The organism is Corynebacterium sp. KPL4072, from assembly GCF_037908395.1.
In the GTDB taxonomy this organism is placed as follows: domain Bacteria; phylum Actinomycetota; class Actinomycetes; order Mycobacteriales; family Mycobacteriaceae; genus Corynebacterium; species Corynebacterium kefirresidentii.
This window is the reverse complement of sequence record NZ_JBBMGE010000014.1, coordinates 1-15755: the sequence shown is the minus strand read 5'-3', so window position 1 is coordinate 15755 and position 15755 is coordinate 1. Positions and strand designations below refer to the sequence as shown.

Sequence of the window (15755 nt, the reverse complement as noted above, 5' to 3'; positions counted from 1 at the left end):
CTTCGCCGTAGGCTTCCTTTGCCTTGCCTACGAGGCCGTCCTTCTTGTTTTCCAAATCGCCCATAATCACTCCTTTGGGGTAGTCAGTCGATAACTAATACCCATAATACGCTCCTCTTTTAGTGCAGGCAGGAGAAGAACTTTCGGCACACCGCGGTGTGTTTAGCCGTAAAGAGAGACACCATAGATCTAAAAGCCACATGATGAAGCATATGGCATAGCGCATGTTCCGCCATATGGCACGGCACACGCTATGACATCTGCTAAAGCAAATGTCCGCTCGCGTGCAGTTCTACCTGCGCGTTCGCATGCTCATCCCCAGCATGTAGGCGCGGAAATTGACGGATCCAGGTACAGCTACGGGTAGCTCTGTGCGCGTTTTCCCTCGTGGGCGGCTTTTATAAAGGCAGGGGTGGAATCATGCTTCTAGGTCTCGTCAGGTGTGGCTGCTAGCGTTAGTGCTGGTTCACAATCACACCCCGCTGGGTGTGGGCGTGACTTCCTCGTCGGTGCGCGGTAAGGCCCGCGCGTGACGTGGGCTGTCCCGCGCGCCCTTTTTCAGGCGAGCGGACAACCCTACGACGTAAAAGGGAGGTAGACAATGGGTAAGCACTCATTGGATACACCCGGTCGCAAAAGAAAAGACCTTGATGCCACCAAGCTTGACTGGCTCGATGTGGCTACCAAGGTCATAGTTCTTGCGACCGTAATCGTGAAGCTCGTTACCGCGATGCTTCACGTGGGTCTTTAGGCCCGAGGGTCTCAACGAGCTGGCACTCGTTGGGGCCCTTTTTATCGTGCAGCGATGGCTCAGGGACGAACCATGCTGTCATGTCTTAGGCTAATGCGCGCGCGGAGGTTTCGCAATACTCCCGCACTGAGCACTCATGTCTCTTCTCTTGCTTAGGTATTTATTCCTGTCATAAATGGCTTTTCATGACATCAGTTGACTGCGTTCTCTGTACTCAGGGTGTGTTAGCGTTATCTCTGTAATATCCTGGTGCGCGAAACGCACAGTCTCAGTAGGAAGTCTGAGTGATAGCACAAACCAGTGCTATCCGTCGCTTTAGTTCTTGTTCTCATGAGAGTTAAAGTATCCGTTGTCTCCAGGTCCGCTAAAGCGGGCTTGGAGGGTATCAGGAAGTTTGTGTGTGAAACTCCTTCTAGATCAGAGCCTCACACACAAACTTCCTGACACCCTCTCCAGTGTTTCCTCTTACCAATCGCGAATCACATCACGGTCACACTTCAACCAAAAACTAAACACCTTTAGACATTGCAAAGCCGCAGCTATCGATCAGAACAGGTCGCTAGCCACTGAAGATGATCCCTCATCAACTGCTCAGCCATAACCGGGTCACTGCGTCTAATAGCCCCAGCAATCCGACGATGCTGAGCGCGGTCCTGTTCCCTATCGGTAATAAATGCACGCGATGCCGCATGAGCCTGTTTCCGGATTGATAACAACCCTTCGACAACATCAACCAGTGCATCATTTCCCGTTGCCTGTGCCACTAAGACATGAAAACTTACATGATCATCCGGCAGCTGAGCATTAATAGCACACTCCGCACACTCCTCTAACGCACGAAGATCATCCTCCGATCGATGACGAGCAGCTTCAGCAGCGATAGGCGGCTCAATAATCACACGGGCTTCCACCAACTCGCGACACTGCGAGAGTGTGGGAACCATCAACGTATTCGCCCGCACAAAACGGAAAGCGTGCGGATGCACATACGTTCCAGACCCATGCCGTAACTCCACCACACCTGCAGCCTCTAACGCACGTAACGCTTCTCGCACCGTTGGCGTCGTCACCTGACAGTCCTCAGCTAACTGGCGCACAGACGGAAGCCGTTGCCCAGCAGCTAACCCCTGAGCACTCATTTCCTCCATAATATGACGCTGCACTTTTTCCGCTCTTGACAACACCATAGAGGAAGCATACAACAGAACATGTGACTAACTCACTTGCTCTCAAAGGTGTTATCGCTACCTCCCCTGCTGTCCTGTTCACCATCGGCGGAACCGAATACACTCAAGCTGCCGCCACACCCCCTCCATCAACCCAACAATCTCCCCTCCACACAATCAGCTCGAGTGGCCATACACGCTCATACCTGTTATCCACCCCCGAACACTTCGACTCTTCCCATCCCATCCCGGTGATCTTCGCCTTCCACGGACACGGACAAGACGCCCAGCGCATGGAAACCTACTCCGACCTCGACCAGCTACCGGCAATCATCGTTTACCCCGACGGCAACAAAGACACCACAGGCAAACGCGCGTGGGAGTCAGCCCCCTACGCCCAGACCAATACCCATCACGAAGACTCCCAACTCGTACGAGACATTCTCCATCAGCTCGACCACACGTATTCCGTTGACCACTCACGGATCTACGCGACAGGTAAATCCAACGGCGGTGGTTTCGCCGCCCGATTAGGGTGCACTATGCCTGACGTCTTCGCCGCTGTTGCCCCTGTCGCTGGTGCCTACTACCCCGATACACACACTCACTGCGCAACCACCACGACATCCCCGGTTTCCATCATGGAAGTCCACGGCACCGACGACAAAACTATTGACTATCAAGGTGGAACATCCCACGGGAAGCACTATATTTCCGGACGTCAACTCACCGATGAGTTCGCACGCCGCAATCGCTGCGCCACACCACCTCCCGCACACTTAGCTGATGTTGCAACCACCGACGGCGCCAAGCGGTTGAGCTGGACAAACTGCGCAGGTAGCTCCGAGGCTGTTCACTACGCCGTTCAAGGCGGTGGTCACAACTGGCCAGGATCATCCCACCAGAAATCTAGTGGACCCGGACCATATAACACACGTTTCTCCACAACCACCCGCATATGGGAGTTTTTCTCCCGCCACCACCACTAAACCACCCACCCTTCCGAAGGAACAATCATGAAACGGCAACCTTTTTTCACAAAAGCAGCTGCAGCTACCCTGACCCTTACGGCAGGTATCTCACTAGCTGGACCAGCCAGCGCAGCCAGCCCATCATCTATGTTGCTTGGCATGTTCGACGGAACCGGCCACACCTCCGACGACATGAAAGCAGTCACCGGGAAAAGACCGGCTACGAAGGTCCTGTTCAGCAACTTCAGCGACGATTCTCTCCGCAGTCTCAACAATGACCTCACGAACGCATGGAACGAGGGGGCTGCACCATTGCTCACATTCGAATTCTTTACAAATAATAAGCAGGGCGATCCTCATGCTGGCCCTTACGACGGCGCAGCTAAACATAAAGGCGACCATGAAAACACAGCACGCGTCGACAAAAACATCGCCGAAGGGAAACTGGATTCCCGTATCGACCGTGCTGCCGATACTGTACGCACATTCGTTGCCGGTCCTGACAACACACTCAACACGCAAGACGATCGGAAAGTGTACATCCGCCCCGGCCATGAAATGAACGGAACTTGGTACCGCTGGTCAGCTACAGCCAACCAAACCCCCACGGATTACGTCAACGCCTTCCGTCATATCCATGAACGCTTTGACCACGTAGGGCTAACTAACAAAGACTCCATCCAATACATCTGGTCACCGATGAGTTGCGGTTCAATCAACGACTGTGATCCTACACACCTAGCCCGCGGCTATTATCCCGGCGACCGGTACGTCGACTGGGTAGGAGTTGACGCCTATAACTGGGGAAACGCACGCTCCAGTGGATGGCAATCACCAGAAACCATCATGAAACAAGCACTAGATGAAGTATCCAACATTGCCCCATCTAAACCTCTGACAATTCCTGAAACCGGTGTACCATCCAACGCCGGCGGGGATAAAAACCAATGGTTCAACGACCTCTACGGCTTCACCAGCTACTACATATCCCCTCAGAAGCAGAGAATCAAAATGCTCAACTACTTCAACAATAAGAAAAAGGAAGACGGAACCCTCATCGACTGGACCGTGATCAACAGCGCCGACGATCACCGTTTCCCCGCTTTTAACTCTCTAGCTCGTCACGACAACTACATCGGGGGAAACAAGAAAAACCACATTTCTACAGCACAATTCCAGGGCCGCTAGCAGAACCTACTCACTCGGTCAGGATAGGTCCCACCTCTACATCCAGGAAACCACCTGACCGATAGCTCCCTGATCTTTCCATTTCTCTTGGTCAGCTTTCATCCTAGAAAGGAACGAATCGTCAATGATGTCTCCACGGAAACTCGCCGTAGTTCTTGCTACGACCGTCGGTATCACAAGCCTCGGCCTGTCCATAACCCCAGCAGCCTCTGCATACGCAGATAACGAAAAAATCTATAACGTCCAACTCACCCTCTACGGAGGGAAAGACAACGACAACATCACACCCGACAACGACAACCCCCGAGGAATCGCCTGGCCAAAAGACGATCCTGCGTATAAAGGAAAAACAATCCACAAACTCGCCAGCGGTGACGGCACCTGGGAAAACCCCACCACCCTCGCTGTCGCCGACCCAGCACACGGCGGCCCCTTCTCCCAAGGAACACGCTTCTACATCCCCGCCGTTCACCGCTACTTCATCGCCGAAGATACCTGCCACGAATGCCTCCAAGATTGGCACAACGGTGAGCAACAACACGTTGATATGTGGGCAGGGAAAAACGCTACCCAAAAAGCAATGAACAGCTACCCCGCCAACGGACCACACACCATCATCGTCAACCCCCACTCTGGTCTCCGCGTCGACAAAGGCCCCCTTCTCACACACTAACCCCCTCCATACCACCAGCGGTGTGCAACTCCCCCTCTTACGGAAATGCACACCGTTTTTCATGTCGCGCCCTTCAATCCTGACCTATCCCCCCAAGTTCTGCGCCCGCCTCCTCAACAACAAACCGGACAGGTTAACGCGGGATATAGGGCCGTCAATCACACACAGACCGGTACAGAAAAACCAGATTCGATAGGAATACCTCGCGGAGCTCACGGAGATCGCGGTGCAACGCCAGATGGAGGAATCGCTAAAAGAAACCACCCATGGGACATTGCAGTGAAAGACTCACTCATCACGAAGTACTCAGAATATGGCAGGTCAAGTCGATTAAATAGACAACATTAGATGGTCAAGTCCCGTGTAGTGGTGTAGCCGTTGGTGCTTTCGGCTCGGTATGAAGTTCGGTGTTTGGTTAGGCGGTTAGCTGGTGGTGGTCACCATGGTCGTCTCCTGTGCGGTGCATGAGGTGTTTGGTGTGTTCGAGTGCGGATAGTGACATGTAGCGTTTTTGCTGGATCCAGTCGTCGTGCTGCTCGGCAAGAACCGCCCCGACAAGCCGGATGATGGATTCGCGGTTCGGGAAGATGCCCACAACGTCGGTGCGCCGGCGGATCTCCCGGTTTAACCGCTCGGTGGGGTTGTTGGACCAGACTTTCGTCCATACCGGTTTCGGGGCTGCGGTAAACGCCAACACCTCGTCGAGGGATTCCTCCAGGTAGGACGCAACATGCGGGAATTTCGGTTCTAACAGGTCGACCACTTCGCGGGCTTGTGCCCAGGTGGATTGGGCGTCAGGTTGTTGGAAGATCGTCTGGAACATCGCAGAGACCATCGGCCACTGGGGTTTCGGGACCTTTTCATAGAGGTTCTTCGCAAAATGGGTGCGGCAGCGCTGCCAGGACGCATCGGGCAGCACTTCAGATATCGCGTGTTGGATGCCTTCGTGGGCATCACTGGTGATCAAGTAGACATCGCGAAGCCCACGGGCTTTCAGGTCTTGGAAGAAGCCTTTCCACGACGCGTTGGACTCGGCTGTGGCGACGTGCATGCCAAGCATCTCACGGTAGCCGTCGGCGTTGACCCCGGTAGCTAGCAGCACTGAGCATTTGACCACCCGGCCGCCTTCACGGACTTTGATCGTTAGCGCGTCGCATGACAGGTAGGCGTATCCGCCGGGATCAAGTGGGCGGTTTTTGAAATCTGCGACCATCTCGTCGAGTTCTTCCGACATGCGTGAGACTTGCGATTTCGACAGGTTGGCAATCCCCAGCGTGGCCACCGAATCGTTCATCCTGCGGGTGGAGACCCCTTTGAGGTAGCACGTGGCAATCACCGTTGATAGTGCGCGTTCGGCACGTGAGCGTCGCTCTAACAGCCAGTCCGGGAAGAACGCACCGTGGCGCAGCTTCGGTACTGCCACATCGATCGTGCCGACACGGGTGTCGAGGTCGCGGTGGCGGTACCCGTTGCGGTGGTTGACCCGCTGTTCAGAAGCGACGCCGTATTCGGCGCCGCAGACGGTGTCGGCCTGGGCGGAGAGGATCTGGTTGATAAACCCTTGCAGCATCTGCCGCATCAGGTCAGGGGAGGCTTGGGCGAGCAGATCATCCAGATAGGTTGCAGGGTCGATAGAATGCGGTGCAGCGGTCATCGTCATGTGCCTTTCGGTGAGATGTGGTAGTTGAGTCGAAAGGTTACTGACGATGGTCGCCCCACTATTTCCAAGGGCCCACCATCAGCAAGCGTTACACCACACTAAGGGACGCAACCACCCCTAAGCAGCTTAACAACGTGTCCACAACTTGCGGGCAACCCCACAACCTCCAGGTTCAATAAACGTTTACGGTTAAGATATCTGGCCAGCGAAGTAGGAGTCGCTGTTATTAACGGGATTGTCCGGTGCTGCAAAACGTGTGCGATCGTACGCTTGCTACCTACAAGTAGTACATCGAGTACCACCTCGGTTGTCACGCTGTGTGTCGTACAGGGGTTTACCCTTGTTTGCAAGAAGCACAAAACTACGTGGAGGGTCGTAGGATTGTGGTTGTTGTGGGGTGTTTTGGTGGCAACCAAATCTTTGATTTGGGCGGCAGCCCAACGAGCCGCAAGGCGAGGCGGGAGCATAAACAGTAACCCGTAGTGAACGGTTTTGTTGGTTGATCGGCTGGGGATATAGATCTACAGGGATATAGTTATAAGCGACCTGGGAAAATAGGTAAACCCGCAGGTGAAACCCTGTGGATAACTGGCCTCGTATTGGTAAATATGCGCAGCTGTATTGGTAAATATGCGCAGCTGTATTGGTAAATATGCGCAGCTGTATTGGTAAATATGCGCAGACTCGCAAAGCGTATTGGTAAATATGCGCAGTCTGAGCTGGGGGAATCCTCGTATTGGTAAATATGCGCAGCTGTATTGGTAAATATGCGCAGCCTGTTTTGCGCAAAAAGAAAGCGCCCCGGAGGGCGCTGCTTCTCCGCGATTGGTCTAGTCGAGCTCGGGGCGAGGTGGCTTCTGTTGAACTGATGGGGAGGTTCTAGTGACTGTCACACCGTTCGTGTCCGCTGTAATGCCGGCCTTGGGCCACGCGGTAGTGAGCTCAAGAATGGCTTTCTTTATTTCAGTGCGGAAATTAACCCAGTCTTGGCCTGTTTGCAGGATTTTGGTGGCGAAGTTGGCGGCGATCATGTCCCAGGTGAAGGTGTAGGCTTCGCGGTTGTTTTTAGCTAGCCAGTACTGCTTTACCGTGAGCCAGATATAAAGGTCCATTGCGCGGGGTTTGTTGAGCTCGCGCAGTACGTTGAGGTCGATGGGGATAGGTGCTTCGGCAATGTGCTTGAAGAACTGGGGAGTGAGGACAAGTTCTGATTCCATGAAGCTGCCCTGGTTGGGGTCGCGTGGGTCGAACCAGAGGTTCCAGTCTTCGAGAATTTGGGTGTTGCGACCCCGTGCGTGAACCCCGTCGTCGCTTTGGACAGTGATTGCTGAACTAGCTAGGCGTAGAAGCTGGTCGCGGATTTTAGAGAGATTTCCTGTTGCGCCGCCTGTGCCGCGTCCGGTGATGCCGATTGCTTGGAGGAAGTGGCTCATGGAGTGGCCTAGTGGAATGCGGCGGGCTTCTTCATGGTTGACTTTGCCTTCTTTGAGGCGTCCGGCATTAGCTACGGCGCGGGTGATGATGTATGCCATGATGAGGCGTGGGTACTTGCCGTATGGCAGGCCGTTGGGTGAGTAGACGCTGATGGTGCCTTCAGTAGTAGTTATTTTTCGTTCGTTGTTGTCTGGGTTGCGGTAGGGGAAGAGTGCTTGGACGAAGAGTTTGGAGGTGTAGCCGACGTCTTGGGCTTGGAGGAGTTCTTGTGCGGCGTCATGTTCTTGCCTGCGGGCTAGTTCTTTGACTGCTTCGAGCTTGGTGCGTCGCTCGTCTCGGGGCTGCATGGTGCCGTGGTCTCCTTTCGGATTAGCGGCACCGACCGTGTTGTGCTTTGCTCACTGTCCGTGGGGAAGTGGTAAAGTCTTAACCGACACGGTCGGTGTCGTTTTTCTTTTGGACCCCCGCTAGAGTTGGCGCTCGATGATGCGGGGGTTTCCTCATGTTTTGAGGAGTGTGCGCGCCCTGGACTTGAACCGAGGGTGTGTGCCGCTCGCGCTGCGCACCCCACGAGTGTAGGGCGGCTTTTTATTTTCTCCGACTATTAAATCACATCAGTGTTATTTACTGGGAGATTTAGTAATGGTGGCGATTCCCACCAAGAGGCCTATTGGCTATTCGATTTAATGAAGACTGCATCAGTTGGTTCTTATTTATTAGATACACCGCTACTAACGCTGTCAACACCACAAGCGTAAACAGAATAAGGTGCAGATTTTCGTGATCATTAGAGGAATCTGTCCACTTACTAGCGCTATAGTCTCTAGCAATAGTGATATATGCAACTGCGAAAATTAGCACGAATATTTTTCGATACGGCATATTAACCTCTCTTAGGACCATCCATCTGTGTACGTGCCAGACTGAAGCCCAATGCTAAGATCCGTAAAGAAAATGAGGGAAGTTAATGCTAGAAGTGACTAATGGCTGTCGCTTGGGAATTTTTCTCGAATAGGGGACCAGAGAAAACAAAGACAAGAATCAAAAGTGCAGTGCCAGTTCCCACTACTGGTAAAGGAATGATGGCGCTGCCGGATTGTTGCCCAGTACCTGCATTATCAGCTGATAACCCTGTGCTAAACAAAAGACCCCCAGACGAAATCATAATTAGACCTGAGAGTCTTGCCGACAGCACTAACCATAGTGCACGATTCATAGAATCAAGGGCGGCTCTGTCGAGCCGCCTGAAGCGGTCTCGTGTGTGCTGTTTTCACATGCGGTAACGGTATTGTTGTATTGTAAAACCATGAGGCAACCCCTCATTTCCGAGGCAACGCCATTCGTTTCACTTTTAGCCGAGAGTTACGGGTGGCGTTGCCATTTTTATTGCTTATATCACTTTAACTTAGCACTCTTATGCATTTAGTTACAGCAGTGTGCTTTATAAAACACGTAGCTAAGACCCTGTTTTCACTGAAAATCGTTAATGTATACATTGCGTCACTCACTAAAACTAATGTATACATTAACGACTCTGTGACCTGGGGATTTAAGCTAATGCTTCATATGATGCATTAAAATCGAAGCGGAAAACGCTTTAATGTATGCATTAAAAACCCCAGGTCATTATATGTTTTCGTCTAGAAATACACGGATGTAGCTGCAAGCAGCAAAATCAGCAAAAAGAGCATAAGGGGTTGTGGTGTCACCCCCTCTGAGGAGGGGGTGACAGCCGGCATAGCCGGCACAACTGGCAGCGGTGACCCGCTGCCACTAATTCGCCCGCCTGAAGGCGGGCGAATTAGCCTTATGCTCTTGCTACGAAACGTAAAAAGCGGCCCTTTAGGGGCCGCTTGTAAAAAGTCACGTAGCAATCCTCACCGTGGCACCTTGGTTACGGTTCTCGGTGGCGCCAGGAACCTTCGGTTCCAGGCGCTCGTAGCTACCAGAGGGTTGAGGGAGAGAATCTCCCTCGCCAGCGCCACGAGGCACCGGAGGTGTCCGAGTGGCTTGCTGGTCACTTACTTTCTGTAACGATTAACGTAACAGATTTCAATGTCGTTATTAGTGCGCAGTTGTAGCGCAGAAGCAACGCCGTTGCGTTACAAAGTGCTAAGTATTAGTATTTCTCCTCTTGGAGCGTTAACAACTGTGTACCAATCGCATAGACGAAGCCGGAATGGTGACTAACTCGGACATGAACCGTGTCTTAGAAACCGCCACTACTGCCTAGGCGAGCGTGGTCTTCGTTGGCGACCTCGAGCAATACTCGGCGGTTAAGACACACTCCGGGCTGCTGGCAACCTTGTTCCATGAATTGCCTGACGCAGTAGAGCTGACCGAAGTGTTCCGCCAGCGTGATACGGGCAAACGCAACCAGCTGCCTCCTATATCTGGTCAGACAGATATAGAACTCGATACGTGGCTTCGCGCCCACAACCCTTACGACCGCGCGGAAACTGCTCGCCTTACCGGAGAGGAAGGAAACCTCAACCAGCTCAACCAAACTGTGCTGGCAGAGCACGCACGCTTTGCCCGCTCGAAGGTTGAGTCGCTGACCTGGCAAGAGGCAAGCATTACCACTCGCCTACACGAGGACAAAGACGCAGCCCTTAACGAGGTACAGGCCGACTATCAGCAGGTAGTACTTACTGCTGGGCGCATTCGCGCCTACGAGCGGGCCATGGCAGACCACAGTGCGGCCCTTCGCGAAGAAGAAGCTGCCCGCGCAACCATTGAGCACCAACGCCTACTGGCCGATGATTACACCCGCTCGGTTGCCGAGCAGGCCTATGACCACGACGCCGCAGGCTATGGTACGTACCAACAGCGCATAGACCATGCGCACAAGCGTCTTGAACAGGCGCAACAGCGCCGCAGCTTAGCTCAGCAGGCCATTGAGGATACTGGTGCTAACTTGCCGGAGGCAGGTCTGTGGGACGAAATCTGCTACCGTGCCGACGACACAGAAGAATGGGGCAAGCGCCTAAACGCTGCCGCACAACACGACAGCGAACATACCTATAGGCTTCAACAGCGACTCGATACTATCCGCCGCGAGAAAATGGACTTCGCCGACCGCGCCGACATCGCCACACGCTTGTGCGCAGAAGAAATCCCTAACGATGTCGCTGACCATGCAGGCTACATCGCCGATGAAGTCAACTTGCTGGCCGCACAACGCACCTACGAACTACGCCGCCTTGGCATAGATGAACCTGTCCAAGAGACAATCCGCGAGATGATGGCAGATACCATCGCCGCCGCTTACGAACCAGACAACACTCACTACAACGAGATGGAGGAAGAACCACCAGCATCCGAGACCGCCCCAGAAGCCGAAAGCACCGACAACGCCCAAGACGAAGACACCAGCGAACTGAACGGGGGCGCGCGAGCAAGCCTTGACTTCCTCGCCAGCCTTGGCCTAGGTGGCGAGGAACAAAGCGTTACCAGCGACAGCGACGCCACCGACGAGCAAGCACCCGCTGATGAGCTTGAAGAAGAACAAGGCCTAGAGCTTTAGAAAACAGCGAGGTCAATGCGCTAGCTCTCACATGGGTATATACCAGGTAATCAGCTTCTTTCCTCGAGCCATCGTGTAGCCCACTCTTCAAAAAGTTGGGAGATGCTCTTCTCTTCTTCCACTGCAGCGAGTTTGAGCTCTTTAATCAATTGTCGATCACGGACGTACAACTGAAGACGTGTCGCTTTATCATTAGCTTGAGCGAACATCTTTGTTGAAGGCGAGCTCTCCGGCCTATTTCCAGACGCTTCTTCTCGCGCCTTATTCTTGGCCTTTGGAATTGCCATCATCTACCCCTTAATCCTCAAATGCTGCGACTACTTCTCGAGCCAAAGAATCCCACACCTTCGTACTGCTGGGCTTTGTTCCGAAAGCACGCCGTGTAGCCGCCCTAGTTGGGATGACTGTTTCAGCAAGCGCTGCAGTCTCATCACCCTCCAGCTCGGCATGGACCTCATCTAGAAGTCTTTCCCTCCTGTCGACATTCGACAGAACAACTGCTGTTGGTATCCCCATTTCCATTAGCCAAGAAAGCGTTACCTGCGTTCTATCAATATCCATCGGGGAAACACCAGTGGGAAGAAGGACTAAATCGGCAGCCTCAGCACTTTCGGTAATGAAAGCTAAACCACCTGGAGGGGTGTCGACTATAAGAAAGTCCGGATTGTTCCCTCTTCTGACAACTCCAGAGAAATCACTTGAGCTGCGGACAGATTCGATAGGAAATGGAAAATCCTTCACTTTGGTTGCCCATCGGATGGCAGATTGCTGGGGATCGCCGTCTGCGACTGCAACCGCATAACCCATCTTCCGAATTGCCTCTGCGAGCATTACCGAAAGTGTGGTCTTCCCCGTCCCACCTTTCGACTGAATTACGGAAATTACTCGAGTCATACAAAAAGAATAGATTCAGGAAGGATTTACGTGGGTAGTGACATGCGCATGTGCGTATATATTGCTATATGCATGGAAACCGCTAAGTAGGGAACTGAACTAAAAGTCACTTTATATTCATATACTGATATGCGCATATGAATATATGCTCATCCTGAAATTCAAAGCTATCCCCTTGCCGAGGGATACTCCTGTCGCGGGCGCGCTGTAAGGCGGTATGGTTTTGAGTGTCCGCAGCGCACCTCCCCCGGCGCATAGTCGGACGGAAGGAAAATAAAAAAGCCACAATCCCCCGCAGGTGGCTTCTCCCCTAGTGCTTCCAACGACGAGAAGCACTAGGGGAGTTTTCTTTATCGTCTTCTTGGAGCCTCTTTAGAGCTCAATCATGATAGTCCGGAAAGTAGCAGTGTAGACACAACAAGGTTGTTAAAAGCGTGTATGAGAAATGATGCTTTTGTTGTTTTAAACCAGAATCTGGCGAGCGTGAGTGACGACCCTAGGAATAGGGTGTAGATCATCAAGGGCGGGGCGATGTGGGCTCCGGCAAACGCTAATACGGAGATTAATCCCGCTGCCCACGCGGGAGTGTGTTGTTGTAGCCAATCAAGTAGCACTCTTCGGAATACGACTTCTTCTAGGAAAGGCATGGCTATTACAGTGCCAATTATTACTGCAGTTTGTGCGGCTAGGCCTAGGTGAGTGCTTTCATCGAGGCCGCTTTCCGAAGGTGACACTCCAGATATTGAACCAACTATAGCTGAAGCTGTAGCACTGATGAGAAGTGTCAGTGGTGCCCACCAGATTAGGTGCCATAGGGAGTGAGTGCTGTTTTGAAAACCCAGATCATTAAGGTTCCATTTTAGTCGGTGACACAGTCCGAACCATAAGGTTCCTAGTCCACCTGCTGCGCCAAAGATGACGGCACCGAAGGCGATCCACGCTCCGGATTTGAATATGTAGCCAAAAAGTAGTCCTCCTGCGCAAGTTCCGGCATCCATGCCGAGCATGCTTAGGGCAGCCCAGATGAGATGCGGCGTGCGGACTGTGGGAGGAAGCGAGTAAGAACCTACAGGGTGTGGTTGACCATTCTGCATAGGAACTATTGTCCATGCTGAATTGGCAATAAATTCCTCCCTAGGGACTAAATTCTCCTGAGGTTTAGAGGCTTCTTGCCCGTTGGCAGGTTGTCTATTTTTTAGGTGATTGCGATATGACGTCGGGACAGGGGGCTCTCCTGCTATGTTTAATTCTGCCCGCCATAGCACCCTTTGACTGTGGCGGGTTGCATAACAGATGAACACCGCTTTCCGGTGCGGTAGAAGCCCCTAGGCGTCGTGGTGAGCACCTAGGGGCTTTGTCATGACCTGACATAGAGGAAACCTTCGTGGGTGGGGATAGAAAAATTCCCCTAGCGTTTTACAAAACTCTAGGGGAATAAATCTCTCTATTTGCTCACAAAGCAGGTTGTTGGGATGTCAGTTTCCTGACTGTAGGGGTTTACATGGTGTAGACCCACTGGGAGTTGCCTGCAGCTGGCTGAGTGATGATAGCGCGGATGTTGTCTTCAGTAGCCTGGTAGGACGCGCGCTCATTCTTTAGCGGATCGTTGACGGTGAAGGTCTTCTTATCCTTGTCGTAGCCGGAAACGTAGACGTAGTGCCCGAAGCCTGGCTTAGCCATCTCGCCGCTGATGACACCGGTCTGAGCCAAGATGATGGCCTTTTTACCCTTCTTGATGTCATCGATAGCTTTGACTGCATCACCATTGAGGTGCTGCTTGCCAGAAACACCACGCTGGTTGAGGATATCGACGACCTGGCCGGTTTGCAGGTAACCGCTGATGTTGCCGCGAATATCGGTCATAGCCTGAGCCTGGTTGGACTTGGTGTAGCTGGCTGGGACGTCACCGCCGTTTTGCAGCAGAGCCATCAAAATAGTGGCAGGACCACAGTCCTCCCACTGTGTGCCCTGGTCTTGAGCCTGGGAGATGTACTGGAACTTGTGCTTGGTTTCAGCCTGCGCAGTAGCGACAGTACCGAAGCCAGAACCCTGGTTAGAGTGGGTGTCAGGCGTGGGTGCCAAAACGCCGGTGGCAGCTGCGGCGGTAAGAACACCGGCGGCAATTTTCTTGTTGAGATGGGCTAACAAGGAAGTCTCCTTCGGGTCTTAAAACGATGTAATTCCTATTCCCTAATAGGACGCCACCGACCCTACAACAAAGGTTTACGTATCGCAGTACAACCTACACCCTATTAATAAAACGGAAGACTCCGTACTAAACGCAACTTACTGCATCTTATTGGGTCGAGAACTGGCTTACTTTTAACAGTGTGAGATTAGACAACGCGTGACAAAGAGTCAGATTATTGTGCCCCCAGAAGAGGATTGTGTACTTTCCTGTTTTCTTGAGCGGCAATGCGCTGACGATGAAACCCTTTGGACGTCTGCCACAGCTTCTAGAAAATGCAGTTGAGATTTTCCTAATTGATTAGCGTGATCTATATCATTAGTGCGCAAGACTGCAACTTTTGAACCTCTATTCGATTCAGTGAACGCCATTCCGTATCGATCGCGATATGTGCAGGACCGCATTAATCGTGGGACTAATTCTGGAGTGATAGTTCGTCTTTTAAGAGGTCTAGTTCGACACTTTCTTATTCGGCGTTTCGCTGCGGTGAGAGTCATAGAGTAGACGTGCGGCCCCTGGTGGCTTTAGTGCCTCTGTAGTGCATTACAGTGAGCAGAATCTATCAATCATTCCGCGTGGTTTAGCCTTTTAGAAAGCATTGCGGTATACGGATTGATTTCACCTGTTTTACTCAGCACCGCGCTAGTCGGAGGCTAATCCTTATTGGTAGATGCCCCAGCTGGTGCGACGTATATCTCTGTCTCACCTAAGTCCCTACCCTGCTAGAGCTCTATATAGCTCACCGCAATACTTCTTTGGGTGGCCTTCTTTCCAAAAATCAAGATAACACCTAAACGCACGTATATAATGATATGCGTATATGTCTATATGCACATGCACACATATTTAAAATGTTTAAAGACACGCCAAACCCGTGCTGTCAAGGGGTGAATGCGCCACTTCGACCGGGAGGTAGTTGTGACGCGTTGGACTCCGAAGGATGTTAAGGATGCTGCTGTTGAGCGCGTGGTGGCAGGCGAGGCAGTTAGCCTGGTCGCGCGTGATGTGGGTGTAGGCCCCGAATCGGTTTACGGTTGGTTGAGGGTAAGAGGTGTCGAACCTCCAGGCAGGCGTGCGAGTCGTTTGCGTGATCCGTTTGTCCGTGAGGCTGTTGGGTTGGTGCGTGCAGGTATGTCGATCAGTCAAGCAGCACAGACTGTTGGAATATCGACTGGCTTGCTTCACAGCAGGTTAAAGAAAGCTGGTGTAATCGAAGTGCGGCCTAGACGCGCCCACTTGTCACCTGATAAACGTGCCCAGGCCGTGGAGCGAGTGCTTGCTGGTGAGAGCTGTCAGACAGTGGC

The 15755-nt window shown here is 52.6% G+C and carries 12 protein-coding genes; 5 read left to right on the top strand and 7 right to left on the bottom strand.

From position 1 onward, the window contains the following. Positions 1-601 precede the first annotated feature (601 nt). Complete coding sequence (locus tag WMP97_RS11630; protein WP_239206854.1) at positions 602-751, top strand: hypothetical protein; 150 nt, start codon at positions 602-604, stop codon at positions 749-751. A gap of 539 nt (positions 752-1290) precedes the next feature. On the opposite strand, the gene WMP97_RS11625 is transcribed toward WMP97_RS11630, so the two are convergent. Beyond that, positions 1291-1938 carry a FadR/GntR family transcriptional regulator gene (locus tag WMP97_RS11625; protein WP_239206853.1) on the bottom strand — a complete coding sequence of 216 codons (648 nt, stop codon included), beginning with the start codon at positions 1936-1938 and terminating at the stop codon, positions 1291-1293. A 23-nt stretch (positions 1939-1961) separates the two neighbouring features. Here WMP97_RS11625 and WMP97_RS11620 point away from each other — a divergent pair, with 23 nt between their 5' ends. From WMP97_RS11620 to WMP97_RS11610, 3 genes are all read left to right on the top strand, one after another. Then, positions 1962-2906 (top strand): extracellular catalytic domain type 1 short-chain-length polyhydroxyalkanoate depolymerase, encoded by a 945-nt coding sequence (locus tag WMP97_RS11620; RefSeq protein WP_340440547.1) that lies wholly within the window; start codon positions 1962-1964, stop codon positions 2904-2906. A 27-nt stretch (positions 2907-2933) separates the two neighbouring features. After that, complete coding sequence (locus WMP97_RS11615; RefSeq protein ID WP_340440546.1) at positions 2934-4076, top strand: glycoside hydrolase family 26 protein; 1143 nt, start codon at positions 2934-2936, stop codon at positions 4074-4076. 124 nt (positions 4077-4200) lie between these two features. Beyond that, positions 4201-4749 carry a hypothetical protein gene (locus tag WMP97_RS11610; RefSeq protein ID WP_239206850.1) on the top strand — a complete coding sequence of 183 codons (549 nt, stop codon included), beginning with the start codon at positions 4201-4203 and terminating at the stop codon, positions 4747-4749. Positions 4750-5164: 415 nt separating this feature from the next. Here WMP97_RS11610 and WMP97_RS11605 read toward each other — a convergent pair whose 3' ends face one another. Both WMP97_RS11605 and WMP97_RS11600 read right to left on the bottom strand, forming a co-directional pair. Beyond that, a complete protein-coding gene (locus tag WMP97_RS11605; RefSeq protein WP_239206855.1) occupies positions 5165-6403 on the bottom strand; it encodes an IS256 family transposase in 1239 nt (412 codons plus the stop codon). Positions 6404-7239: 836 nt separating this feature from the next. After that, on the bottom strand, positions 7240-8190 hold the full coding sequence (locus WMP97_RS11600) for a replication protein RepA (RefSeq protein ID WP_239206849.1): 951 nt from the start codon (positions 8188-8190) through the stop codon (positions 7240-7242). Between the two features lie 1892 nt (positions 8191-10082). Here WMP97_RS11600 and WMP97_RS11595 point away from each other — a divergent pair. Beyond that, positions 10083-11369: a hypothetical protein gene (locus WMP97_RS11595; protein WP_340440545.1), complete on the top strand. Its 1287-nt coding sequence runs from the start codon at positions 10083-10085 to the stop codon at positions 11367-11369. A 50-nt stretch (positions 11370-11419) separates the two neighbouring features. On the opposite strand, the gene WMP97_RS11590 is transcribed toward WMP97_RS11595, so the two are convergent. The 4 genes from WMP97_RS11590 to WMP97_RS11580 all read right to left on the bottom strand — a co-directional run bounded on the left by WMP97_RS11590 (position 11420) and on the right by WMP97_RS11580 (position 14411). Next, positions 11420-11656, bottom strand: a complete 237-nt coding sequence (locus WMP97_RS11590; protein WP_301733084.1) for a peptide transporter — start codon at positions 11654-11656, stop codon at positions 11420-11422. A 10-nt stretch (positions 11657-11666) separates the two neighbouring features. Continuing rightward, on the bottom strand, positions 11667-12263 hold the full coding sequence (locus WMP97_RS11585; protein ID WP_239206847.1) for a ParA family protein: 597 nt from the start codon (positions 12261-12263) through the stop codon (positions 11667-11669). Between the two features lie 383 nt (positions 12264-12646). Further along, positions 12647-13261, bottom strand: a complete 615-nt coding sequence (locus WMP97_RS11870) for a CPBP family intramembrane glutamic endopeptidase (protein ID WP_349839618.1) — start codon at positions 13259-13261, stop codon at positions 12647-12649. Between the two features lie 499 nt (positions 13262-13760). Continuing rightward, positions 13761-14411: a C39 family peptidase gene (locus tag WMP97_RS11580; protein ID WP_239206846.1), complete on the bottom strand. Its 651-nt coding sequence runs from the start codon at positions 14409-14411 to the stop codon at positions 13761-13763. Positions 14412-15755: the final 1344 nt, after the last annotated feature.